Origin of the sequence: Pseudomonas sp. S3E12 (genome assembly GCF_001702295.1) — a bacterium.
GTDB classification, from domain to species: domain Bacteria; phylum Pseudomonadota; class Gammaproteobacteria; order Pseudomonadales; family Pseudomonadaceae; genus Aquipseudomonas; species Aquipseudomonas marginalis.
The window spans coordinates 80,972-105,010 of the sequence record NZ_MBDT01000008.1 but is presented as its reverse complement, the minus strand read 5'-3'; the positions used below and the strand labels follow the sequence as shown (position 1 = coordinate 105,010).

Annotated in this window: 20 protein-coding genes; 7 read left to right on the top strand and 13 right to left on the bottom strand. The window is 62.5% G+C overall.

The genetic code is table 11. The annotated features are described in order from the left end of the window. Positions 1-138: 138 nt before the first annotated feature. The gene (locus tag BB029_RS10650; RefSeq protein WP_065939157.1) at positions 139-4,806 is read left to right on the top strand and encodes a hypothetical protein; all 4,668 of its coding nucleotides are present in this window, start codon (positions 139-141) and stop codon (positions 4,804-4,806) included. Positions 4,807-4,815: 9 nt separating this feature from the next. On the opposite strand, the gene BB029_RS10645 is transcribed toward BB029_RS10650, so the two are convergent. From BB029_RS10645 to arcD (BB029_RS10620), 6 genes are all read right to left on the bottom strand, one after another. Next, the gene (locus tag BB029_RS10645; RefSeq protein WP_065939156.1) at positions 4,816-6,324 is read right to left on the bottom strand and encodes a sigma-54-dependent transcriptional regulator; all 1,509 of its coding nucleotides are present in this window, start codon (positions 6,322-6,324) and stop codon (positions 4,816-4,818) included. Between the two features lie 119 nt (positions 6,325-6,443). Beyond that, positions 6,444-6,806 (bottom strand): DUF5064 family protein, encoded by a 363-nt coding sequence (locus tag BB029_RS10640; protein ID WP_027605557.1) that lies wholly within the window; start codon positions 6,804-6,806, stop codon positions 6,444-6,446. An 18-nt stretch (positions 6,807-6,824) separates the two neighbouring features. Continuing rightward, positions 6,825-7,754 (bottom strand): carbamate kinase, encoded by a 930-nt coding sequence (gene arcC, locus BB029_RS10635; protein WP_065939155.1) that lies wholly within the window; start codon positions 7,752-7,754, stop codon positions 6,825-6,827. Between the two features lie 148 nt (positions 7,755-7,902). Continuing rightward, entirely contained in the window at positions 7,903-8,913 is a 1,011-nt protein-coding gene (locus BB029_RS10630; RefSeq protein WP_027605559.1) for an ornithine carbamoyltransferase, read from the bottom strand. 12 nt (positions 8,914-8,925) lie between these two features. Beyond that, positions 8,926-10,182 (bottom strand): arginine deiminase, encoded by a 1,257-nt coding sequence (arcA, locus tag BB029_RS10625; protein WP_027605560.1) that lies wholly within the window; start codon positions 10,180-10,182, stop codon positions 8,926-8,928. Between the two features lie 24 nt (positions 10,183-10,206). Further along, positions 10,207-11,634 carry an arginine-ornithine antiporter gene (gene arcD / locus BB029_RS10620; protein ID WP_065939154.1) on the bottom strand — a complete coding sequence of 476 codons (1,428 nt, stop codon included), beginning with the start codon at positions 11,632-11,634 and terminating at the stop codon, positions 10,207-10,209. A gap of 442 nt (positions 11,635-12,076) precedes the next feature. On the opposite strand from arcD (BB029_RS10620), the gene arcD (BB029_RS10615) reads away from it, so the two are divergent. Beyond that, positions 12,077-13,504 (top strand): arginine-ornithine antiporter, encoded by a 1,428-nt coding sequence (gene arcD / locus BB029_RS10615; RefSeq protein WP_065939153.1) that lies wholly within the window; start codon positions 12,077-12,079, stop codon positions 13,502-13,504. A gap of 107 nt (positions 13,505-13,611) precedes the next feature. Here arcD (BB029_RS10615) and BB029_RS10610 read toward each other — a convergent pair whose 3' ends face one another. The 7 genes from BB029_RS10610 to BB029_RS10580 all read right to left on the bottom strand — a co-directional run bounded on the left by BB029_RS10610 (position 13,612) and on the right by BB029_RS10580 (position 19,118). Beyond that, a complete protein-coding gene (locus tag BB029_RS10610; protein WP_065939152.1) occupies positions 13,612-14,961 on the bottom strand; it encodes a CoA transferase in 1,350 nt (449 codons plus the stop codon). A gap of 40 nt (positions 14,962-15,001) precedes the next feature. After that, positions 15,002-16,345 (bottom strand): HAMP domain-containing sensor histidine kinase, encoded by a 1,344-nt coding sequence (locus BB029_RS10605; protein WP_065939151.1) that lies wholly within the window; start codon positions 16,343-16,345, stop codon positions 15,002-15,004. Between the two features lie 68 nt (positions 16,346-16,413). Then, a complete protein-coding gene (locus BB029_RS10600; RefSeq protein WP_027605565.1) occupies positions 16,414-16,878 on the bottom strand; it encodes an LTXXQ domain protein in 465 nt (154 codons plus the stop codon). 143 nt (positions 16,879-17,021) lie between these two features. Further along, a complete protein-coding gene (locus BB029_RS10595; protein WP_027605566.1) occupies positions 17,022-17,699 on the bottom strand; it encodes a response regulator transcription factor in 678 nt (225 codons plus the stop codon). 7 nt (positions 17,700-17,706) lie between these two features. Further along, positions 17,707-18,114, bottom strand: coding sequence for a translation initiation factor 2 (locus tag BB029_RS10590; protein ID WP_027605567.1), 408 nt, complete (start codon positions 18,112-18,114; stop codon positions 17,707-17,709). Between the two features lie 106 nt (positions 18,115-18,220). Further along, on the bottom strand, positions 18,221-18,520 hold the full coding sequence (locus BB029_RS10585; RefSeq protein ID WP_065939150.1) for a YciI family protein: 300 nt from the start codon (positions 18,518-18,520) through the stop codon (positions 18,221-18,223). Between the two features lies 1 nt (position 18,521). Next, entirely contained in the window at positions 18,522-19,118 is a 597-nt protein-coding gene (locus tag BB029_RS10580; RefSeq protein ID WP_027605569.1) for a septation protein A, read from the bottom strand. A gap of 87 nt (positions 19,119-19,205) precedes the next feature. On the opposite strand from BB029_RS10580, the gene BB029_RS10575 reads away from it, so the two are divergent. The 5 genes from BB029_RS10575 (at position 19,206) to rluB (ending at position 23,902) form a co-directional block, all read left to right on the top strand. Then, positions 19,206-20,069, top strand: a complete 864-nt coding sequence (locus BB029_RS10575) for a PHP domain-containing protein (RefSeq protein ID WP_065939149.1) — start codon at positions 19,206-19,208, stop codon at positions 20,067-20,069. A 13-nt stretch (positions 20,070-20,082) separates the two neighbouring features. Continuing rightward, positions 20,083-20,712, top strand: coding sequence for an L-threonylcarbamoyladenylate synthase (locus BB029_RS10570; RefSeq protein ID WP_027605571.1), 630 nt, complete (start codon positions 20,083-20,085; stop codon positions 20,710-20,712). Positions 20,713-20,832: 120 nt separating this feature from the next. Then, entirely contained in the window at positions 20,833-21,531 is a 699-nt protein-coding gene (locus tag BB029_RS10565; RefSeq protein WP_169898658.1) for a ScpA family protein, read from the top strand. A gap of 12 nt (positions 21,532-21,543) precedes the next feature. Then, positions 21,544-22,458 carry an SMC-Scp complex subunit ScpB gene (gene scpB / locus BB029_RS10560; RefSeq protein WP_065939148.1) on the top strand — a complete coding sequence of 305 codons (915 nt, stop codon included), beginning with the start codon at positions 21,544-21,546 and terminating at the stop codon, positions 22,456-22,458. Positions 22,459-22,654: 196 nt separating this feature from the next. Beyond that, positions 22,655-23,902, top strand: coding sequence for a 23S rRNA pseudouridine(2605) synthase RluB (gene rluB / locus BB029_RS10555; RefSeq protein WP_027605574.1), 1,248 nt, complete (start codon positions 22,655-22,657; stop codon positions 23,900-23,902). Positions 23,903-24,039 lie beyond the last annotated feature (137 nt).

Genomic DNA, 24,039 nt, shown 5'->3' with positions numbered 1-24,039 from the left:
AAAAAACAAGGTTGTAGCGATATCGTTCCACTGTAGCGCTTTCAGTACGCATGGACGTCGCTTTTCGCGATTTATCTACCGTCCGGGAGACCAGCCGGCGTTTTACCGTTGGCGCATTTCGTCATCAGGATGCGCCCCATGAGTGCTTCAAAGGTTATTCCCCCCGAGATTTCCCAGGCGCGGACGTCTCGCGACTATTTATCCAAGGTCTTCGCGCGGCGCCTGGGACTGGGCCAAGTGGCCCGCGCAATGATCCAGGAATGGATCGGGCAGTGGTTTGCCGGTTCCGGCCTGCAGGCCGGTAACAGCTGGATCGGTGTGATCCAGCCAACCTCGAGCGGCCGCCGCCACATGCCGCTTATTACCTTGAGCGATGCGCTGATCCAGCGCTGCATGAAGGGTGACGCGCTGAACTACACGCCAGGCCATCATGTGCTGTTGGTGCAGTCTGCACCGCAGGTGTTCGAACCGGCGAGCGGCGCCATCAACGTGGACGATATCGAGTGGATGCTCAACACCCTGGCGCCCGATGTGCTGGCGGGTTTTGCCGAGCGCTTGGTGCACTACTGGAACGCGCGCGTGTCGGACGGTTCGGCCGACAGCCGTTGGCACGCGGTCAGCAGCCAGTTACGTGCATGCCTGCTCACGGCGCGGCAGAACCCGCCATTGACGCCAGAGCAGGCGCGGCTGCTGCTGGGGCTGGGCGATGAGCAGGCACAGCAGCTTTGGGGGTATCGGGCGGATCGAGAGGCCTTGGGTAACGCCGATGCGCTGCATATCTATCAAGTCTATGCGGCCCAGGCCGGGGACCCGGGCGAATGGCTGCCGCTGTTGGTCTTGCAGCGTCGAGTCCAGGGGCAACAGGTCACCCTCGTCTATATCCCGGTGATGAACCTGGTGCAGCTCGAATCCCTGGACGCCTTGGGTGACCTGCTGCCGCGCTATATGAGCCGTTACCGGCCAGGGGCGCCGCTGCAATGGGTACTGCGCGAGCCCGAGGGCGATGTGTTCGATGCGTTGGCCCAGGCCTTGCTCGAACGCCAACTTCGCGATGTGCGGCGGGTTGACTGGTCGGCACTGCCCGACATCGGCAGCTATGAACAGCTGTTCACCACGCTCACCTCGCCACTGGCCTGGTTCGACCCGGACGCTCTCGAACAACCTCATGAAGAACAGCTGCCGCTCTGGTTGCAGCGGGCCAGCAGCGCGGATCGCCTGGCTTACGGGCAGTGGCTGGAGCGCCTGGCGCAGCTGCAGCGCAGTACCGGCGGTGCAACGTTCCTCGATGGCCTCGAGCCGATCGATGTGTACGCGCGCAAGGCGCTGCAACGGCAAATGCGCCTGGATCATCCAGCGCAGGCCCCCATCAACCCGGACGACTGCCTCCTGACCTTCGAGCGCACCCAGGGCGGCACGGTTGGCTGGACGCAACGGACCACCCGGACCTTGACCCAGTGGTCGCTGGAAAACCCCTTCGCCACCGCCTATGCCAGTGTGCACATCAGCCACCAGGTCACCCCAGGTAACGTGCCGCACTGGGTCACGCCGGCCTATCTCAAGGGGCTGATCGAACGGGTGGATGTGGGCAAGCAGTATCCGCCATTGCTGGAGCACGCACTGATCGCCGACCCGACGCAGTCTGCACGGCGGCGCCGTTTGTTTGTCGCTCAGATGGCGCTGCAACTGCCGATGCGCGCCCTTGAAAACAGCCTGCGCCAACGCAACGGCTTTACCCGCTCCGGCGCTCGGGTGGTGCACGCGTTGCTGCGGGAAGATCCGCTCCGGCGTGTGGTCGACGGTGAGGTGATCGTCGCCCGGCCCCTGGCGTTCCTTGCCCATGCAGGCGGGCTGGCCCATCAAGCACACAACCTGTTTGTCCTCGGTCCCCGCGACAACAGCACGTTGCCGCATATTCTCTACCGGCCGGATCAAACCGACGCGATGCTGCAACAGTTTCCCAGCCGCCAGGCGTTGCTAGACGCGATCGCAACGGTGGGCAGCGATCTTCAACGCGTGGTACTGCAGCGTTTACCGCAGGACAGCCGTGCCCTGTTTGCCAACGGCGGTTTTCTGCGTCCTCATGTCCAGCGTGTGCTGCAGGGCGATGAGTTCGACGTGCTGCCCGCATCGAGCCCGGCGCTGCTGAGTGACGAAGCGGTGCGTGGCGAGTTCCTTGAGAGCGTCTTCGATGAAAACGCCCGAGACCTGTGGCAGCGCGCCGTCAAACAGTCGGTTTCCAACGAGGCGCTGCGGTGGACCCTGTTCAAGAATGATCTGTGGCAAGTGTTCAACGCGCTTTTGCCGATGGTCCGGGGGCCGGTGGCGGTGGCGGGCTGGTTGTCCCAGACCTTCAGGACATTCCAGGCGGTGCTGGCGCTGCCGCTCGAGACGAGCCGCGAAGATTCCGCCAATGCCTTCGCCGAGCTGATCGGCAGCGTGGCCGGCCTGCTGATGAGCCCGGTGGTCACGCTGGATCAACGGCTGCGCTTGAGTTCGGGCGGTGCCCAGGCCCCTGACTTGATCCCGGCCAGCCACACGCGCCACTCGGCGTCGACGTTTGCCTGGCAGCGTTCGTTCGCCGACGTCACGGCAATGGATTTTTCCTGGGCCAACTCAAGGTCCAGGCTTACGACCCAACAGCGTGCCCAGCTCGAGACCTTCCAATGGTCACCCAGGCAGGGCGAACGCTGGCCCGACTCGCCGACACTGGCCTCGGCGGCCAGCCCGGTGCGTGGTCGGGTGCTGGTCCAGCGCGACGGCAGCGCGGCCCGTCACGAGCAGTACACCTTGATAGACAGCAAAGTCTATGGCGTGAGGGAGGTCAGGGATGGCTGGCGGGTCGTCGATCTGCGGCAACCCCAGCGTCTCGGCCCGTGGCTGGACAAGGATGCCCATGGGGTGTGGAAAGTCGACCTGGGCCTGCGCCTGGTTGGCGGGCAGCCAAAGAGCACGGTGGCCCAGCGGCGTGCCCACATCGAGCGGCAAAAGCTTGAGCTTGAGCACGAATACAGCGCGGCAAGCAGCGAATTGCAGAGCCTGGAGCGTGTCGTGACCGCGGCCGAAGACCTGTGTGAGAAGGCGCACCTGACCTCCGAGGCGGCCTTCACCGAGCAGCACCGGCGCGATGCCCGGGCGCGCTACCTGCGTGAGTTGGAAAAAAAGGCCGATGCGCAACAGAAAAAACTCAATGTGCTGATGCGCAGAAACGCCAACAAGCCCCTGGACGGCTTTGAACGGGAACAGTGCCTGCAGTTGGAAGATATCGTGCTGAACATGCGCCGGCAGATGTTCGTGCTGACCTTCAGTCGCCGCGAGGAGCAGTTTTCCGAAGCGCATCTCGCGCAACTGTCCGAGCGGGTGGCGGGGGAGGACGCGATCGCGGCCCAGGCGGTGATCGGGACCTTGACCGAAGAGAGCCGCAGGATCGGCGAGTTTCACGACAAGATGGTCAACCTGAGCTTCTGGGAACGGGTCAATTACGAGCGGTTGCTCAGCATTCCTGCCTACAAGTCTTACATCGGTGAGTTGCAACCGTCCTCATACGGGCTGCCATTGGACTGGCGGACCGTGCAGTTGCAGGTGCTCAAGGAGCAGCTGTGGCGCCGGCTGCCGCTGCCTGAAGAACAGGATGACTACAGTCGGATCGACGCGGCCATGGATGAGGCGATTCAGTCGGCCCAGTCCCAGAAAACCATCGATGAGCCAGGCGTGCTGAGTGTGCAACAGCGCATCGACGGCACCCGGGCGGTGCTGCACGAATACGCGAAAACCCTGGCGCTCCTGGATGAATACCGTGCCGCCGCGCCGGAATTGATCCATGGGGATGTCGAGGTGCCGGTGCAAGCCACGATCCTCAGCCTGGAACAGGAGTCGAGAATCGCCCTGGCGAAGCTGCTGCGTGAGCACGAGCGCAACCCTCAGCCTGGCCGGGTACGCTCCCTTGAGGCCGATCAACGGTTGATCCGCGATTCGAAGAAGCGCTATCAATTGGGACGGGTTCGCGCCCGCACGCCGGAGGCGACCGAAGACATCGTTGATGTCATCAACCCGATTGACCAGGCCGTGGTGGTCAGCCTGCATCAGCAGCCGGGTTCGGATGCGTTCGAAGCGATCACCGAGGCTGGCGTGGTGATGCCGCGGCCGACGCGTTCCCTGGAAAACCTCAAGGCCGACGCGCGCCGTTTGTTGGCCAGGGCACCGCTGGTGCTGCAGCAGGCCCGCGACGAAGCGCGCAGTGCCACGCTGCCGGCCAGCGTCGAAGCCCGGTTGACGCGGCAGTCCGAGGGCATCAAGGCGGTTGCCGAAAAGATCCGCAAGGCGCTGCCGTCAACGCCGGATACCGCGGCCCAGGCGCTGATCGATGAGCTGGAGCAGGCCGCCAGCCACTCTCTGGAGCAGGGGCGAGGATTACGCATCGAGATGATCAAGCGCTTGCCGCCCGATGAGGATGGGATTGCCTGGCTCCAGGCCCGGGACCAGGTGCAGATACTGCGCATCGAGGGACGTATTGCGCTCAAGCGGGTGGATGATTTCCTGCAGGAGTATGTGGTCAAGGACAGGCAGGGCAAGGTCCTGGCTTATGCGCACTTTCATTACTCGTCGCCCACGGACCCCGATTTACCCTACAACGCCGGCCATCTGAAAAGGCCGGAGCAGCGCTTCATGAGTTTTCGCAGCCTGCTCGACAAAACCGACAACGAGGCCATCGCGATCTACTATTCGCGCATCAGCCCGCCCATGGCCACGCAACTGTTTTTCAGCGCCACCGGCGTTATCAAGCATCGTGGCCGGCGTGCGTTCTGGTGAGGCAGGCGCTCAGGGTTTTGCGGGAATGCCGTACTTGCGCAAGCGGTGGGCGATGGCGGTGTGTGAGGTTTGCAGGCGGCTGGCCAACTGCCGGGTCGAGGGGTAACTGACGTAGAGTTTCTCCAGCAGGCTGCGCTCGAAGTCCTCGACGGCCTGTTCCAGGCTATCGACTTCGCCGTCGCTCTGGCGCGCCACGGAGGTGCCGGCGATGTCCAGGTCACCGATGTCCACCAGGCTGCTTTCGCAGATGGCGGCGGCGCGGAAGATCACGTTCTGCAACTGGCGCACATTGCCCGGCCAGCGGTTGCCCAACAGCGCCGGATAGGTGCCGGGCGCCAGGCGGCACACCGGGCGCTGGATCTGCGCACAGGCCTGCTGCATGAAGTAGCGGGCCAACAGCAGGATGTCCTGGCCGCGCTCACGCAGGGGCGGCACCTCCACGTTGAGCACGTTGAGGCGGTAGAACAGGTCTTCGCGGAAGGTGCCTTCGCTGACCATTTTTTCCAGGTCGCGGTGGGTGGCGCTGAGGATGCGCACATTGACCTTCACCTCGCGGTCGCCGCCGACCCGGCGGAAGCTGCCGTCGTTGAGAAAACGCAGCAACTTGGCTTGCAAATAGGGCGACATTTCGCCGATCTCATCGAGAAACACCGTGCCCTGGTTGGCCAGCTCCATCAGCCCCGGCTTGCCGCCGCGTTGGGCGCCGGTAAAGGCGCCGGGGGCGTAGCCGAACAATTCACTCTCGGCGAGATTCTCCGGCAGCGCCGCGCAGTTCAGCGCCAAAAACGGCGCACTGTGGCGCGCGCTGATGGCGTGGCAGGCCCGCGCCACCAACTCCTTGCCGGTGCCGGTTTCGCCCTGGATCAACAGCGGCGCATCGAGCGCGGCCACCCGTTGTGCGCGTGCCTTGAGGGTGCGGATCACCGGGGATTCGCCCAGCAACGCATCAAAGCCTTCGGCATGATCGTGGTGCAGCGCCGACAGTTGTTCGCCGATGCGGTTGGGTTGGTACAGGGTGAGCAGGGCGCCGGCATCGGTGATCGGCGTGGCGTCGAGCAAAAACGTCTGGCCGTTGACGCTGATTTCACGCAAGGGCAGGCGAAAGCCGTTTTCCAGCAAGGTGTCCAGCAAGGCCGGGTCATTGAACAGCTCGGCGATACTTTCCCCGGCCGGTTCGCGACCGTACAGCGCGATCAGCGCCGGGTTGGCCAGCAGGATCTTGCCCGCGCTGTCCAGGGCCAGCACCGGGTCGGTCATGGCCGCCAGCAGGGCGTCGAGTTGCAGGTGGCGGCGTTGGCCGGGAAGGATGTCCACCACCGTCACCGCTTGTACGCCGTGCACGCTGAACAGCGCGTCACGCAGCTCTTCGAGCACGTCGGCGCTGAGGGTTGGCGCATCGATATAGACGTTGGGCGGCACCATTTCCACCGCATCCAGGTTGAGATTGCGCCCACCGAGCAAGGCCAGGACTTCCTGGGTGATACCGACGCGGTCGATAAAGCTGACGTGGATACGCATGGGGCGAATGTTGGTTCTGGCGTACTGAGGGTGGCCAGTATGCCTGACAGGTGATGGAGATCAAAAATGTGGGAGCGGGCTTGCTCCCACATTTGAGTGTTGGTGTCGGGGGCGTCGGGCTATTCCAGGTGTTCAGGTTTGATCGGGTCCCCGGATTTCACATCCAGTTGATGCCGCACATCCTCGAACATCAGGTCGTACTGTTTGTGCATCGAGCCATTCAACACCGCAATCTTCGGCATCCCATACTTCTGCGCGATGTTCATCGCATGCCGGGCAAAGTCGAATGCCTGGTCCTTGGGCAAGAAGAACTCTTCCTTGAGGTCCTTGCCCTGCACCGAGCCGTGCAGCTTGAACAGCATGCCCTTGCCTTCCTTTGGGTCCTGGCTGACTTCGTAGTCGATACACAGGTTGTAGCTGTAGTCGTCCTTGTTCAGCGCGTGACGTTCGACGTGCAGGTGACCGGGTTCAAAGGTGGCCATAGGCGTATCTCCTCTACTTCACAGATAGGTGATGCCAGGTGTCGCCGTGCTGATGCGTGTGCCGGCGCTGCCCTGGACGATGGCTTCGATGTCCGAGAGTGAACCGATCACCGCGGTTTTGCCAGTCTGGCGGGCGAACTCGCAGGCGGCTTGGACCTTGGGGCCCATGGAACCGGCGGCGAAGCCGAGTTTTTCCATGTCGTCGGGGTGGGCCTGGCCGATGGCTTTCTGGGTCGGCTTGCCGAAGTCGATAAAAGCGGCGTTGACGTCGGTGGCGATCACCAGCAAATCGGCGTCCATTTGCGTGGCCAGCAACGAGGAGCACAGGTCTTTGTCGATCACGGCTTCGATGCCCTTGAGCTTGCCGTCTTCACCGTACAGGGTCGGGATACCGCCACCGCCGGCGCAGATCACGATGGCGCTTTTTTCCAGCAGCCACTTGATCGGGCGAATCTCGAAGATGCGTTTGGGCCGTGGGCTGGCCACGACGCGGCGATATTTATCGCCATCCGGGGCGATGGCCCAGCCTTTCTCGGCGGCGAGTTTTTCCGCTTCGGCCTTGGAGTACACCGGGCCGATGGGCTTGGTCGGGTTCTGGAAGGCCGGGTCCTTGGCGTCCACTTCCACCTGGGTGAGCAGGGTGGCGAACGGCACTTCGAAGTCCAGCAGGTTGCCCAGTTCCTGTTCGATGATGTAGCCGATCATGCCTTCGGTCTCGGCACCGAGCACGTCCAGCGGGTACGGCGAAACGCTGGTGTAGGCCGCCGCCTGCAACGACAGCAGGCCGACCTGCGGGCCATTGCCGTGGGCGATGACCAGTTCGTTGCCGGCATGGATCTTGGCGATCTGTTCGGTGGCAATGCGGATATTGGCGCGTTGGTTGTCTGCGGTCATGGGTTCACCACGGCGCAGGAGGGCGTTGCCGCCCAGGGCTACGACGATGCGCATAATGCAATCCTTCTAGAGCTCGTAATCCTTTGTAGGAGCGAGCTTGCTCGCGAAGGAGGTCAACGATAACGCGCCCATCCTGAATGAACGCGGTGCCCTTGAATTTTTCGCGAGCAAGCTCGCTCCTACAGTGGGATCGCAGCAGGGTTTAGATATCCGCGAGTGCCGACACCAGGATCGCCTTGATGGTGTGCATGCGGTTTTCCGCCTGCTCAAAGGCGATGTTGGCCGGCGACTCGAAGACTTCCTCGGTCACTTCAACACCATTGGCCAGGTTCGGATAACGTGCGGCGATGTCCTTGCCGACCTTGGTTTCGCTGTTGTGGAACGCCGGCAGGCAGTGCATGAATTTCACCCGAGGGTTGCCCGAGGCTTTCATCATCTTGGCGTTGACCTGGTACGGCAGCAGTTGCTCGATGCGTTCGTCCCACGCTTCCACCGGCTCACCCATGGACACCCAGATATCGGTGTGGATGAAGTCCACGCCCTTGACCGCTTCTTTCGGGTCTTCGGTGATGGTAATGCGCGCGCCGCTTTCCTCGGCGAAGGCCTGGCACTGTTTGATGAAGTCTTCATGGGGCCACAGGGCTTTCGGCGCGCCGATGCGCACGTCCATGCCGAGCTTGGCGCCGATCATCAGCAGCGAGTTACCCATGTTGTAGCGCGCGTCGCCCAGGTAGGCGTAGCTGATGTCATGCAGCGGCTTGTCGCTGTGTTCGCGCATGGTCAGGGTGTCGGCGATCATTTGGGTCGGGTGGAACTCGGCGGTGAGGCCGTTGAACACCGGCACCCCGGCGAACTTGGCCAGCTCTTCGACGATTTCCTGCTCGAAGCCACGGTATTCAATGGCGTCGAACATGCGACCGAGTACGCGGGCGGTGTCTTTCATGCTTTCTTTGTGGCCGATCTGCGACGACACCGGGTCGATATAGGTGACGTGGGCACCCTGGTCGTGGGCCGCCACTTCGAAGGCGCAACGGGTGCGGGTCGAGGTTTTTTCGAAGATCAGCGCGATGTTCTTGCCTTGCAGGTGCGGACGCTCGGTGCCGGTGTATTTGGCGCGCTTGAGGTCGCGGGACAGGTCCAGCAGGTAGTGCAGCTCGCGGGTGGTGTGGTGCATCAGCGACAGTAGGCTGCGGTTGCGCATATTGAAAGCCATGATGGAATCTCCTTAATAGTCGATAGGGTCGCGGATGATCGGGCAGGTCATGCAGTGGCCGCCGCCACGGCCACGGCCGAGTTCACCGGCGCTGATGGTGATGACTTCCACGCCGGCCTTGCGCAGCAGTGTGTTGGTGTAGGTGTTGCGGTCGTAGCCGATCACTACGCCAGGCTCCACGGCCACCACGTTGTTGCCGTCGTCCCACTGCTCGCGTTCGGCGGCGAAGCTGTTGCCGCCGGTCTCGACCACGCGCAGGGCCTTGAGGTTGAGCGCTGCGGCCACGGTCTCGAGGAAGTTGGTTTTCTCCCGCTGGATGTCGATGCCGTGGGGCTTGCTTTCGTCAGGGCGCAGGGTGAAGGGCACGATCTGGTTGACCACTTCGGGGAAGATGGTCACCAGGTCGCGGTCGCAGAAGCTGAACACGGTGTCCAGGTGCATCGCCGCGCGGGATTTCGGCAGGCCGGCAACGATCACCCGTTCCACCGCTTTGTTCTTGAACAGGTTGCGCGCCAGTTGGCCGATGGCCTGGTGGGACGAACGCTCGCCCATGCCGATCAACACCACGCCATTGCCAATCGGCATGACGTCACCGCCTTCGAGCGTGGCGGCACCGTGTTCCTGGTCGGGGTCGCCGTACCAGATCTGGAAGTCCGCGTTGGTGAACTCGGGGTGGAATTTGTAGATGGCGCTGGCCAGCAGGGTTTCCTGGCGTCGCGCCGGCCAGTACATCGGGTTGAGCGTCACGCCGCCGTAGATCCAGCAGGTGGTGTCGCGGGTGAACTGGGTGTTGGGCAGCGGCGGCAGGATAAAACTGGCGTGGCCGAGGAAGTCGCGGAACATCTCGATGGTCTTGCCACCGAAGCTGCTCGGCAGGTCATCGGCCGACACGCCACCGATCAGGAACTCGGCGATCTTGCGCGGCTCCAGGCTGCGCAGCCAGGAGCTGACTTCCTCGACCAGGCCCAGGCCCACGGTGTTGGAGGTGATCTTGCGTTCCAGGATCCAGTCCAGGGCTTCGGGGTTGGCAACGATATCGGTCAGCAGGTTGTGCATTTCCAGCACATCGATGTCCCGTTCGCGCATCTTGGTCACGAAGTCGAAATGGTCGCGCTTGGCCTGGGCTACCCAGAGCACGTCATCGAACAGCAGTTCATCGCAGTTGTTAGGGGTCAGCCGCTGGTGGGCCAAGCCTGGGGAGCACACCATGACTTTGCGCAGTTTGCCGGCTTCGGAATGTACGCCGTACTTCACTTTTTCCGTGGTCATTACAGATCCTCCAGTGAACATCAGTTACAGAGTCAGGAAGCCGTCGTAGAGGCCATAGGCAGCCACCAGGGCGCCAATGACGACTGCGGCGAAAATCAGCTTCTCGACGTTGGTGAAAATCGGTTTGCCCAGTTCATGCTTGGCCTTGGCGAACAGGATCGCGCCGGGGGCATAGAGCAGGGCGGACAACAGCAGGTATTTGACGCCGCCGGCGTAGAGCAGCCAGACCGCGTAGATCAGTGCGATCGCGCCGATAAACAGGTCTTTCCTGCGCTCCTTGAGGGCGTTTTCGTAGGTTTCGCCGCGTACCGCCAGCAGCAGCGCGTAGGCCGCCGACCACAGGTACGGCACCAGGATCATCGAGGTGGCGAGGTAGATCAGCGACAGGTAGGTACTGGCGGAAAACAGCGTGATCACCAGGAATATCTGGACCATGGCGTTGGTCAGCCACAGGGCGTTGGCCGGCACATGGTTGGCGTTTTCCTTGCGCAGGAACTCCGGCATGGTGTGGTCCTTGGCGGCGGCGAACATGATCTCCGCACACAGCAGCACCCACGACAGCAGCGCACCCAGCAACGAGATGATCAAGCCGACGCTGATCAGCACCGCACCCCAGTGGCCCACCACATGCTCAAGCACGGCGGCCATCGACGGGTTCTGCAGCTTGGCCAGCTCCGGTTGGGTCATGATGCCCAGGGACAGCACGTTCACCAGCATCAGGAACAGCAGCACGGTGATAAAGCCGATCACGGTGGCCTTGCCGACGTCGGAGCGTTTTTCTGCACGGGAGGAGAAGATGCTTGCGCCTTCGATACCGATGAACACCCACACGGTGACCAGCATCATGTTGCGCACCTGGTTCATCACGCTGCCCAGGTCCGGGTTTTTCACGCCCCAGATGTCAGCGGTGAAGATGTCCAGCTTGAAGGCGAACACGGCGATCAACACGAACAGCACCAGCGGCACCACCTTGGCGACCGTGGTCACCAGGTTGATGAACGCCGCCTCCTTGATCCCGCGCAGCACCAGAAAGTGCACGGCCCACAGCAAGACCGACGCGCCAATCACTGCCGCAGGTGTATTGCCTTCGCCGAAGATCGGGAAGAAGTAACCGAGGGTGCTGAACAGGAGGACGAAGTAACCGACGTTGCCCAGCCAGGCGCTGATCCAGTAACCCCAGGCCGACGAAAAGCCCATGTAGTCACCGAAGCCGGCCTTGGCATAGGCGTAGACGCCGCCGTCCAGGTCAGGTTTGCGATTGGCCAGGGTCTGGAAGACAAACGCCAGGGTCAGCATGCCCACGGCGGTAATTACCCAGCCGATCAATACCGCGCCAACATCGGCACTGGCGGCCATGTTTTGCGGCAGAGAGAAGATCCCGCCGCCAATCATTGAGCCGACGACAAGTGCAACCAGTGCGCCCAATCGAAGTTTTCCGGGAGATTCAGACATCGCATAACTCCAATGCAGGAGAAGAGAGACCACAGAATAATTCCGTGCGCTAATCAAACAGCTGACTCAGATCACTTCATTGGCACATTCCATTGTGAATTAATGACTTAGACTGGGAAATCGTGGGCAATAGTTTTCCGCGCAAAGGCGCTTTCCAGAGCGATCTCTGCGGTTTGGTCAATCATTTAGTGCTGCGTATGGACGTTTGAAACTAGCCCGTTTTCCCGAATGTGCAAACTTTTCGCAACGGCGACAATAAATAGCTTGGAAGCGACAAAGTATTCGGCGTATTTAAAATCTAAATAAGCCTAAACTATAAAAACTGTCATGCCGTTGAGTTATGAGCGTGGCGGTTTTATCGCTGTCTTTAATAAACGCTACACTCGCTGAGTTAATTAGTTGAGTGCACGGTTGTCAGCTCAAATCTTATTCAGGAGTCTGCATGTCTCAACCGACCCAGAAACTTCGGCTTGGCGCCCTGATTGCCCTGGTGGTGGGCTCGATGATCGGCGGGGGGATTTTCTCGTTGCCGCAGAACATGGCCGCGCGCGCGGAGGTGGGCGCGGTGTTGATCGGTTGGGCGATCACCGCCGTGGGCATGCTGACCCTGGCGTTTGTCTTCCAGACCCTGGCCAATCGCAAGCCGGAACTGGATTCCGGGGTGTACGCCTACGCCAAGGCGGGTTTCGGCGACTACATGGGTTTCTCATCGGCCTGGGGTTACTGGATCAGCGCGTGGATGGGCAACGTCGGTTATTTCGTGTTGCTGTTCAGCACCCTCGGCTATTTTTTCCCGGTATTCGGCCAAGGCAACACGCCGGTGGCCATCGGCTGCGCATCGTTGCTGCTGTGGGCCGTGCACTTCCTGGTGATGCGCGGGATCAAGGAAGCCGCGTTCATCAACCAGATCACCACCGTGGCCAAGCTGGTGCCGCTGCTGATGTTCGTGGTCATCGCCGCCGTGGCATTCAAGGCGGATATCTTCACGGCTGACATCTGGGGCCTGGAAAAGCCGCAATTCGGCAGTGTGGTGGACCAGGTGCGCAATATGATGCTGGTCACGGTATTTGTGTTTATCGGCATCGAAGGCGCCAGTGTGTATTCGGCGCGGGCCGAGAAGCGCGCGGATGTGGGGCGGGCCACGGTGATCGGCTTTCTCGGCGTGCTGGCGCTGTTGGTGCTGGTGAATGTGTTGTCCCTGGGCATCATGAGCCAGGCGGAACTGGCCGGCCTGCAAAACCCGTCCCTGGCCGGTGTGCTCGAGCATATCGTCGGGCCCTGGGGCGCGTTGCTGATCAGTATCGGCCTGGCCGTGTCGCTGCTGGGTGCCTTGTTGTCCTGGGCGCTGCTGTGTGCCGAGATCCTCTATGCCACCGCCCATGACAAGACCATGCCGGCCTTCCTGAAAAAGGAAAATGCCAACCAGGTGCCGGTCAACGCCTTGTGGCTGACCAATGTGATGATCCAGGTCTTCCTGGTGATCACGCTGTTTTCCCACAGCACCTACACCACCCTGATCTACCTGGCGTCGTCGATGATCCTCGTGCCTTACCTGTGGTCGGCGGCTTACGCGGTGTTGCTGAGCGGGCGCGGTGAAACCTATGAAGGTGCCCACCGCCATCGCATCAAGGACCTGCTGGTGGGGTTGATCGCCCTGGGTTACGCCGTATGGTTGCTCTACGCCGGGGGCCTTAAATACCTGCTGCTGTCGGCGCTGCTGTATGCGCCGGGCGTGATCCTGTTCGCGCTGGCCAAGCGCGAACAGGGCCAGCCGTTGTTCACCCATGTTGAGAAAGGCATTTTCAGCTGCGTGATCGCCGGCGCGGGGCTGGCGGCGTATGGGTTGTACAGCGGGGTGTTGTCGTTGTGATGGAGTGACGGTACTGGCCTCATCGGGAGCAAGCCCCCTCCCACATTTTGAATATGTTCACCCATCAAAGTGTGGGAGGGGGCTTGCTCCCGCTAGCGGCCGTCAAGTCACCATTGAGGCCGGTGGGAGCCCAATTCTCCCGCCGGCAAATCCCATTGCAATGGCGTACCGTTGATAGTCAGCGGGGGCAGCAGCCGATGGGCCTGGCCCCAGGCGGTCTGTTCGACGACCAGGCCTTGATCCCCTGGTTCTTCCTCGCGCAACGCCGGTTGGTCGGGCACTTGGCCTGCTTGCACCAGTAACGTTGCGGTGCGTGCCAACGACAACCGCGCCGAACCACCGCGCCCCGACTGCAACCGTTCGCCCAGCGCCTGAATCGCACTGGCCGCCATCAGATACCCGGTCGCGTGATCCAGCGCCTGCAACGGCAGTGGCAGCGGTTTATCCGCGTGTTTCCAGAGCATGCCGGCCTCGGCGATCCCGCTGCTCATCTGCACCAGGCTGTCGAAGCCCCGGCGATTACGCCATGGGCCGCTCCAGCCGTAGGCGTTGAGGCTGACATCGATCAGGCCGGGGGCGAGGTGTTGCAGTTCGGGGGCGGTGTAGCCCAGATGCTCCAGGGCGTCAGCGCGGTAACCGTGGAGCAGGATGTCGGCGTCCCTGAGCAAACGCTCGAAAACCCGCCGGCCTTCGGGCGTTTTCAGGTCCAGGCGCGCGCAGCGTTTGCCCAGGGTCATTTCCGGGACTACGCCGGGTTCGTTCCAGGTGGGTGAGTCGATGCGTAGGACATCCGCGCCGAGGCCGGCAAGGAAACGACTGGCCACCGGGCCGGCCAATACGCGGGTCAGGTCCAGCACCTTGAGGCCGGCCAGCGGGCGTGCCAGCGAGCCGTGCCAGGGTTTGTCGGTCGTGGTTTCGAAGGTCTGGCGTTGGACCAGCGCCTCGGCGTTCACCGCCAACCCCTGCGGGTGTTGCTGCCAGGCTTGCCACGCACGCATCTGCGCGGCGCAGCCACCTTGGTCGATAATCGCCTGTTCCAGTTCTGCCGCGTTCCACCCCGCGACCTTGCCGGCCATCCCGGCGCGGTCGGCGACCTTGCCCAGCACCCGTTCGGCGGCGGCACGGTGATGAGGCGCGTTGGTGTGCAGGCGAATCCAGCCATCGGCGCTGGCGTAATCGCCGGCCACCGGATCCCACAACGGTGGCACTTGCCAGCCCAGCGGGCGGATCGAGGACGAGAACCAGAAAGAGGCGAGGCGTCGGTCCACGGTCACGTCGGGCAGGCGCCCGGTCTGTTGCCGGATCAACTGAGCGACGGCCTGCCCGGCGGCGCCGATGCTGGCACTGGCCAGTTCGGTGACGGCGAAGGTCGAGGGCAGGGCGCCAGCCTCGGTGAAGGTCGGCGGGGTGTGGGGTAGATCGAGTGCGGCTTGGATGGGAGTCAGCAGGTCAGTCATCAAAGGCCCTCCGTAAGAGAAGGGCCACTATAGAAGATCATCACACCGGCGTGACAACTCCTGGTTCCAACGGCAGGTCGATGCTGGCGATAAAACCACCGGCTGGGTGATTGGCCAGGATCAGGCTGCCACCGTGGCGTTCGGCCGCGCGTCGCGCGATCGCCAGGCCCAGGCCGTGGCCTTGGGCGGTCTGGCCGGGAGCGCGGTAGAACGGTTCACCGAGTTGGCTCAGGTGTTCGGCGTCCACACCGGGGCCATGGTCGCGCACGCTGATCAGGATACGTTCGCCCTGGCGCTGTGCGTGCAATTCAATGGGTTGTCCCGGCGGGTTGAAGCGCTGGGCATTGCGCAGCAGGTTATCCACAGCCCGTTCGATCATGGTCGGCCAGCCCTTCAGTTGCAGGTCGGCATCGGTGCTCAGTTGCACCACCTGGTCCGGCGCGCTGAGTTGGGCATCCTTTTGCAGGGTTTTGAGCAGGGTGATGAGGTCGACGTCTTCGGCGCTTGCATTGTCGGCATCGACGCGGGCCAGCACCAGGATCTCGCTGATCAGCGCTTCCAGGCGATCGCATTCGCGGGTCAGGCGTGGCCAGAGTTTTTCCCGTTCTTCGGGGCTGGCGCGTTCGGCCAGGGCCAGGGCAATGCGCAGGCGCGCGAGGGGCGAGCGCAGCTCATGGGACACATCGCGCAGCAGCTGGCGTTGACTGCCGATCAGGCTTTGCAGGCGTGCGCCCATGCGGTTGAAGTCGGTGGCGAGTACGCCGAACTCATCGCGGCGGTTGGCCAGTTGCGCCAGGCTGTTCTGCTGGTAGGTGGCCTGGCCGAGGTCATGCACCGCGCCGCGTAGGCGGCTCAGTGGGCGGGTGATGGACAAGGTGACGAACAGGCTGAACAAGGTCAGCACCACCAGGGCAATCGTCAGTGCGCTCAAGGGCCATGTCAGGCTGCTGCGGTGCCACTCGTCCAGCTCCGGGTGCGGGATGCGGTAGATCAACAGGTAGGTATCGCCGGTCTTCTCGCTGGTGTACTCGGCGGTCAGGCGTCGCCAGGGCAGATGGCCTTCCTTGCTGTCGTTCTGTCGGGCTTCAAAGGCGGCGGCGCGGCGCGGGAAGGTGCCGCGCACCACCGGCTCGCCGCTTTCGTTGAGCACTTGCACGTCGATGTGGTACTGGCGCTTGCGCTGTTGCAGCAGGTCCTGGGCGGCATCCTCGCCCTGGGCCTCGTAGAGTTGGGTCCACTCTTGCGCGAGGTTATTGAGGCCGGGGTGGCGGCTGAGAATCCAGGCATCCTGGTTAAGCATGTGCCCAAGCAGGATCGACAACCCGGCAACCAGGGCGATGGCCAGCCAGAAACTGGCCAGGATGCGCCAGAACAATGAACGCACAGGAAACCCTCAAACAGGAAAAGCCCAGTGGCGGTGGCCACTGGGCTGGGAGTGTTAACGCGGGTGCATTATTGCGCTTTTTGCGGCTGTTGCGCTTTCCAGGCCTGGAATTCCTTCCATTCGGCACGGCGCTGTTCTTGCTTCTTGACGATCTCGTCGAACTTCTTCTGCTGGTCAGGCTTGAGCACGGCGCGGATATCGGCCTGGGTCTTCTGCTTGCCGGCGGCGATTTCATCCTGCATGGCTTTCTGGTCGGCGGCCGGGAGTTTGTCCAGGTACTTTTTGACCAGGTCTTTGCGAGCGTGCCATTGGTCGCCCATCAGCTTGCCGATCTGTTCGCGCTGTTCGCGGCTCAGGTCCAGTTGGCTGAAGGGGCCGCCTTTGCCGCGCGGACCGTGTTCACCGCCGTGGCCCGGGCCACCCATCATGTGCCCTTCAGGGCCGCCCATCGGGCCTGGACCTTCTGGCAGTGCGGCCATGGCAACGGTCGGCAGGGCGGCGGCGAACATCAAAGCGATAAGGGTCTTGCGCATGGTGATTCTCCTGTCTCTATTCCGGTGAGTCCGGATGTGAGTAGATTACGGAGATCAAGGTCAGCGGCGGTCAGGTGTGGGTAAAGCTTGGGTAAAGAGGGTTTTGTTGTGAACTGACAAAACCCTGCAGGAGCGAAGGGGACTTAGAGGCTGTAGTAGTAGCCCCGGCTGCGCAACGCCACGATTCGTGGCCGGCCATCCGGGTGCGGGCCGATCTTCTTGCGCAGGTTGCTGACGTGCATGTCCAGGCTGCGATCGTAAAGGGTCAGCTTGCGGCCCAGGGCGATCTGCGCCAGTTCCTGCTTGTCCAGCGGTTCGCCGGGCTGGCGCAATAAAGCTTCCAGCAGGCGGCTTTCGGAGACGGTGAGGGTGAATTCCTGCTCATCGATGCTGACCACGCCGCGCACCGGGCTGAAGCACAGGTCGCCCAGTTCCAGTTGGCTGGAGACGGCGGCCGGGTGGCTGCGGCGCAATACCGCGCGTAGGCGCGCGGTAAGTTCGCGCGGGTCGCAGGGCTTGGCCAGGTAGTCGTCGGCGCCCAATTCCAGGCCGAGGATGCGGTCCAGGGGTTCGCCCCGCGCCGAAAGCATCAGCACCGGCAGCTCCGGATGGTCGTTGCGCAATTGCTTGAGTAGCTCCAGGCCGCTGCCGTCGGGCAGCATCACGTCGAGCACCACCGCTGCCGGGGCGCTGTCGGCCAAGGCTTTGCGCGCGCTCAAGCCATCGTGGCAGGCGCGCACCTGGAAACCTTCCTGGCTCAGCCAACTGCTCAGCAGCTCGCAGAGCTCCTGGTCATCATCTATCAGTAACAGCTCGCTCATGACTCACTCAATTTAGCCATTGTCGACGGCGACGGTGCCCACCGCTGGCGAAGATCCCGCACAACAGGGCGATCAGTGCGACGGCCCCACCGGTGACGAACCATTGTTGCTGCTCGGTCAGCCAGCGGGTCAAGGCGCCGCCCTGTGCATCTTTGAGTTGCTGGGCCAGGCGTTGGTTCTCCTGGCGAAGGCGACTCAATTGAGCGCTTTCGCGGGTGGCATCCGCGCTTTGCAGTTGCTTGCTCAGTTCTTCACGTTGCCGTTCGCTTTCTTTCAAGCGTTGCTGCAACTCGGTGATCTGGGCGCCGGCGCTCAAGGACAGGGGCGTGGAACTGCCGGTGCTCGAGGTTTCTTCAGCGTGGGCCGTAGCCCCGATCATTAACACTGCCAATAGACACAACTGACGTAAGCGCATCGGAACTCCTGATTCCACACGAATATTCAGAACGTTGTCGGCAGGTTGCCGAGAATAATGAGCAATCAGGCGTGCGCCGCCCTCAATAGGTTCGGCGCCACCAGGATCAGGGCAGGACTTGCTTGAAGGGTTTGATCACTACGTCGGCGTAGACACCTGCGGCGACATAGGGATCGGCCTTGGCCCAGGCCTGGGCATCGGCCAGCGAGGGGAACTCAGCGACGATCAGGCTACCGGTAAAACCGGCGTCGCCCGGGTCGTTGCTGTCCACGGCCGGGTGCGGGCCGGCCAGCACGATGCGGCCTTCGGCTTGAAGGACTTTCAGGCGCTCGACGTGGGCCGGGCGCACGGACAGGCGTTTTTCCAGCGAGTTGGCGACGTCGGTGGCAATGATGGCGTAGAGCATGTCAGTCCTCGGTTTTCGGCGTGGTAGGCTCGGTGTCATGCAGGTGGCGCGACAGGTAGATGCCCTGGGCGACCAGGAACAGCACGGTCATGCCCAGGCTGCCGAACACTTTGAAGTCGACCCAGTAGTCCTGGAAGGTAAACGCCACGAACAGGTTGGCGGCGCCGCAGAAGATGAAAAACGCGATCCAGGCCAGGTTCAAGCGTGTCCACACCGGTTCCGGCAGGGTCAGCGCGTGGCCCATGATCCGCTTGATCAGCAGGCGATCACCGATGAAGTGGCTGCCGATGAACGCCAGGGCGAACAGCCAGTTCACCACCGGCGCTTTCCATTTCAGGAAGGTTTCGCTGTGGAAGGCCAGGGTCAGGCTGCCGAAGACCAGGCAGGCGACCAGGGTCAGCCACTGGCTTTTTTCCAGTTTGCGCTGGGAAATGAAGATGGCGCCGTAGACCACCACAGAGCTGATGATGAGCACGGCGGTGGCACTGTAGATGCCGCCGACAGTCAGCTCATGGCCGGCCAGGTCGATGACCCTGGGGTCGAGTTTGTAAACGATGAAAAACAGCAACAGCGGGATGAAGTCGATGAATTGTTTCACAGTAAGAGCCAGAAGCTGGATGTGGCGGCATAATAACAAACATCCTTGGTTGCGATAGCGCCAGCTGACTTGAGGTTACACCCCCCCGTGAATGTTGATTTGCACTGCCACAGCACGGCCTCCGACGGCGCCCTGGCGCCTGCGGTACTGGTTGCGCGTGCGTTTGAAAAAGGCGTGCGAGTCCTCTCGTTGACCGACCACGACACCCTCGAGGGCCTCGACGAAGCCCGTACAACCGCCCATGCCCTGGGCATGCAGCTGGTCAATGGGGTGGAATTGTCCTGCACCTGGGGCGGCGCCACCATTCATGTGCTCGGCTACGGTTTCGATCAAAAAGCTGCGCCGCTGGTGGAGGCTATCGCGCAATTGCACGATGGCCGCTGGCTGCGGTCCGAAGAAATAAGCCGAAAACTCGGCCTTAAAGGCATGCCCAACGCCCTCGACGGCGCCCGCGCCATCCAGCAGGAACTGGGTGACAGCGGCAACGCGCCGGCCCGTCCGCACTTTGCCGACTGGATGGTGCGTGAGGGTTTTGTCAAAGACCGCGCCGAAGCCTTTCGCAAATGGCTGGGCGCCGGCAAGTTGGGCGATGTGAAGCAACATTGGCCGACCCTCGAAGACACCGTCGAGACCCTGCGGGCCTCCGGGGCCTGGGTCAGCCTGGCCCATCCCTGGCATTACGATTTCACCCGCAGCAAGCGTCGCAAGCTGATTGGCGACTATATTGGAGCGGGTGGTCACGCGATTGAAGTGGTCAACGGCTTTCAACCCGCCGAACAGGTGGGCAGCCTGGCGATCCTTGCTCGCGAATTTGGTCTGCTGGTCAGCGCCGGCAGTGACTTTCATGGCCCTGGCGGCTGGTCCGAGATCGGCGAGTACCGCGCGGTCCCGGAAGATTTGCCGCTGTTGTGGGGGAGATTCAAGCATGACCCCATTATTGCCACCGTCTGAACAGGTAGAACCCGTGAGTCAATTCTTCCAGATTCATCCGGAAAACCCCCAGGCGCGCCTGATCAAGCAGGCCGTAGAGATCATTCGCGCCGGCGGTGTGGTGATCTACCCAACCGATTCGTCCTACGCCATCGGTTGCCAGATCGGTGACAAGGGCGCCGTCGAGCGTGTCAGACGCCTGCGCCAGCTGGATGACAAGCACAACTTTGCGCTGATCTGCAGCGACTTGTCCCAGCTGGGCCTGTTCGCCAAGGTCGACACCGGCACCTTCCGCCTGCTCAAGGCCCACACGCCCGGGCCCTACACCTTTATCCTCAACGCCACCCGCGAAGTGCCGCGCCTGCTGCTGCACCCGAAAAAACGCACCATCGGCTTGCGGGTGCCGGAGCATCCTATCGCCCTGGCGTTGCTGGCCGAGTTGGGTGAGCCGTTGATGAGTGTGTCGTTGATCATGCCCGGCGACACCGAGCCCCTGGAAGACCCATACGAAATGCGCCAATTGCTGGAAAAACAGGTCGACCTGATCATCGACGGCGGTTTCGGCGGCAACAAGGCCTCCACCGTGATCAACCTGGCCGACGGCGAACCTGAAGTGATCCGTGTCGGTTGCGGCGATCCTGCGCCCTTTATGGCCGAGGCCTGAATGTCAGCCGTGGAAACCGTCGACAGCCAGGCGGGCGCCCAGCAGGAGCTGCCGTTTGCCATGGTCTACGGCCAGGCGGTGCTGGAAATGCCGCTGGACCTGTACATTCCGCCGGACGCCCTGGAGGTCTTCCTTGAGGCTTTCGAGGGCCCGCTGGACTTGCTGCTGTACCTGATCCGCAAACAGAACATCAACATCCTCGACATCCCGGTGGCGGAAATCACCCGCCAGTACATGGGCTATGTCGAGTTGATGCAGTCGGTACGCCTGGAACTGGCTGCCGAGTACCTGGTGATGGCCGCCATGCTCGCCGAGATCAAGTCGCGCATGCTGTTGCCGCGGGCGGAGACGGTCGAGGCCGAAGAGGATGACCCGCGCGCCGAACTGATCCGCCGGCTGCAGGAATACGAGCGCTTCAAGGCCGCCGCCGAAGGTATCGACGGCCTGAGCCGCGTCGGTCGCGACGTGGTAGTACCCAAGCTTGACGCCCCCGAAGCCCGCGCGCGCAAGCTGCTGCCGGACGTGAGCCTGGAAGAGTTGCTGATGTCCATGGCCGAGGTGCTGCGCCGTGGCGATATGTTCGAGCACCACCAGGTCAGCCGCGAGGCCCTGTCCACCCGCGAGCGCATGAGCGATGTGCTCGAACGCCTCAAGGGCGGCGGGTTTGTGCCGTTTGTGGAGCTGTTCACGGCGGAGGAAGGGCGCCTGGGGGTGGTGGTGACCTTTATGGCGGTCCTCGAACTGGTCAAGGAGTCCTTGGTCGAGCTGGTCCAGAATGAGCCTTTTGCGGCTATCCACGTGCGGGCGCGAGCCGAATAAAGAGCTGAAACGATGAATCTGACTGAACCCCGCGAACTGGCCCCGTTGCTGGAGGCCTTTCTCCTGGCCTCGGGTAAGCCGCAATCCCTGGAGCGTCTGTTCGAACTGTTTGAGGAAGCCGAGCGCCCTGAACCGCCGGTGTTCAAGAAGGCATTGGAAATCCTGCGCAAATCCTGCGACGGCCGCGCCTTTGAACTGCGCGAGGTGGCGTCGGGTTATCGCCTGCAGATCCGTGAGAAGTTTTCCCCGTGGGTCGGCCGCCTCTGGGAAGAACGCCCGCAGCGCTATTCACGGGCGATGCTGGAGACCATGGCGCTGATCGCCTATCGCCAGCCCATCACCCGTGGCGAAATCGAGGACGTGCGGGGCGTGGCGGTCAACAGCCATATCGTCAAGACGCTGCTGGAGCGTGAGTGGATCCGCATCGTCGGCTACCGCGACGTGCCCGGCAAACCGGCGATGTTCGCCACCACCAAGGTGTTCCTCGACCATTTCAACCTGAAAAACCTCGACGACCTGCCGCCCCTGGCCGAATTGCGCGAGATGGAAGCCGAGCCGGTACTCGACTTCGACGACGCCCCGGTCCCGGCGAGCCTGCAGGAACTGGCCGACGCCACCGCCGAGCCGGAAGAGCCCAAGGACGAAACCAGTTTCCATACGTTGTTGCTGGAACTGGACGACATGGAGCAGGGCATCAAGACCGACTTTGATGATTTGCTGCGCGATGGTGCGGCCGAGCCGGACGCCCAGGTGAACGTGGAGGTCGAGCCTGAACCTGAGGACGATATCCTCGGCGTGGCTGAAGCCCGCGAAAAACTCCTGGCCGCCGTTGCCGCCCTCGAACAACCGCCCCTGAGCGATGAAGAAGACGAAGCCCGGGCCCTGGCCGAGGCCATCGAGAACGAACGCCGCCAGTTCGAAGACTGACGCACTCGAATGTGGAGCCTGGGGCATCACCGGTCGGCGGAAAAACCAATGACCTCGCGCTTATCGACTAGTCTCTGATGCGCAATGCGCGCCATGGGCGTATGATTCGCGACCCTTTGCCGACCTATTCGGCCAAAGCCCCGCTTTCAACACTCTTCAGGCCACGCCTGAATCGACCCACCGGGAGGTGCTTAAGATGAACGACAAAGACCAGAACGACAGCCAGGAAATCGGCCCTGCAGGCGAAAAGCTGCAAAAGGTGCTGGCGCGTATCGGCGTGGGCTCGCGCCGCGACGTCGAAGCCTGGATCACCCAGAAGCGCATCAAGGTCAACGGCGTCGAGGCCACCCTTGGCCAGCGCGTCGACCTGCACGATGCAATCACCATTGATGGCAAGGTCATCAAGCGTGAAGAGGCCGCCGAATCGGTGCGCCGCGTGATCATGTACAACAAGCCCGATGGCGAGATCTGCACCCGTGACGACCCGGAAGGCCGTCCGACCGTGTTCGACAAGATGCCCAAGCCCAAGGAAGGCCGTTGGATCAACATCGGTCGTCTCGACATCAACACCACCGGCTTGCTGATGTTCACCACCGACGGTGAATTGGCCAACCGCCTGATGCACCCGTCCTACGAGATGGACCGCGAATACGCCGTGCGTGTGCGTGGTGAAGTCGATGACGAGATGATCGAACGCCTCAAGGCCGGCGTGGTGCTGGAAGACGGCCCGGCCAAGTTCACCGACATCAAGCAGGCGCCGGGCGGTGAAGGTTTCAACCACTGGTACCACTGCGTGGTGATGGAAGGCCGTAACCGTGAAGTGCGTCGCCTGTGGGAATCCCAGGGCCTGGTGGTCAGCCGCCTGAAGCGCGTGCGTTTTGGTCCGGTGTTCCTCAACTCCGACCTGCCGATGGGCCGCTGGCGTGAAATGAGCCAGTACGAAGTCGACATCCTCAGCGCCGAAGTCGGCCTGACGCCGGTCGCCATGCCGCAGATGAACGCCAAGAGCAAAGACAAGCTCGATCGTATGCAGCGTAAATCGTCGCGCCCCGTGGCCCGCACCGAACGTGTTGCCCGCACCCTGCGCCCGGCGCTGGATGCACCGGCGACCGGTGGGCGTATCTCGCGTCAACCGCATATCGAAGGCGAGCGTCGCCCCACCGCGCCATCGCGCCAGGAAGGCGAACGTGCGCCACGCACCCCACGCCCAGCCGGTCGTGGTGACGCGCCAAGCGGTGGTCGCAGCAACCGTGGTGACGCCGGTCGCGGTGCTCCGGCATCCGATCACCCAGCCGACAGTGCCAACACCAAGCGCCCGGCCAAGCCCGCGCCGAAAAAGCGCCCAGGCCTGAAGCTGGTGGCGGACGAGCCATCGGGCAAGCGCCGTGGCGCACCGGCCGGTTCGGGTCAGCGTCCAGGCTTTGGTCGCAAAAAGCCGCAGTGATGTAAACGCAGCACAACAACGCCAACCCTAGGGTTGGCGTTTTTTTTGCCTTGGAATAGAGGTAAAACATGTGGGAGGGGGCTTGCTCCCGATAGCGGTGTATCAGCTTGCCAATCCGGCGACTGACGCACCGCTAT

Coding starts and splice junctions, on each gene's coding strand:
- BB029_RS10650 (WP_065939157.1), top strand. CDS start 139: ATGAGTGCTTCAAAGGTTATTCCCCCCGAGATTTCCCAGGCGCGGACG.
- BB029_RS10645 (WP_065939156.1), bottom strand. CDS start 6,324: ATGCGTATCCACGTCAGCTTTATCGACCGCGTCGGTATCACCCAGGAA.
- BB029_RS10640 (WP_027605557.1), bottom strand. CDS start 6,806: ATGGCCACCTTTGAACCCGGTCACCTGCACGTCGAACGTCACGCGCTG.
- arcC (WP_065939155.1), bottom strand. CDS start 7,754: ATGCGCATCGTCGTAGCCCTGGGCGGCAACGCCCTCCTGCGCCGTGGT.
- BB029_RS10630 (WP_027605559.1), bottom strand. CDS start 8,913: ATGGCTTTCAATATGCGCAACCGCAGCCTACTGTCGCTGATGCACCAC.
- arcA (WP_027605560.1), bottom strand. CDS start 10,182: ATGACCACGGAAAAAGTGAAGTACGGCGTACATTCCGAAGCCGGCAAA.
- arcD (WP_065939154.1), bottom strand. CDS start 11,634: ATGTCTGAATCTCCCGGAAAACTTCGATTGGGCGCACTGGTTGCACTT.
- arcD (WP_065939153.1), top strand. CDS start 12,077: ATGTCTCAACCGACCCAGAAACTTCGGCTTGGCGCCCTGATTGCCCTG.
- BB029_RS10610 (WP_065939152.1), bottom strand. CDS start 14,961: ATGACTGACCTGCTGACTCCCATCCAAGCCGCACTCGATCTACCCCAC.
- BB029_RS10600 (WP_027605565.1), bottom strand. CDS start 16,878: ATGCGCAAGACCCTTATCGCTTTGATGTTCGCCGCCGCCCTGCCGACC.
- BB029_RS10595 (WP_027605566.1), bottom strand. CDS start 17,699: ATGAGCGAGCTGTTACTGATAGATGATGACCAGGAGCTCTGCGAGCTG.
- BB029_RS10590 (WP_027605567.1), bottom strand. CDS start 18,114: ATGCGCTTACGTCAGTTGTGTCTATTGGCAGTGTTAATGATCGGGGCT.
- BB029_RS10585 (WP_065939150.1), bottom strand. CDS start 18,520: ATGCTCTACGCCATCATTGCCACCGACGTCGCCAACTCGCTGGAAAAA.
- scpB (WP_065939148.1), top strand. CDS start 21,544: ATGAATCTGACTGAACCCCGCGAACTGGCCCCGTTGCTGGAGGCCTTT.
- rluB (WP_027605574.1), top strand. CDS start 22,655: ATGAACGACAAAGACCAGAACGACAGCCAGGAAATCGGCCCTGCAGGC.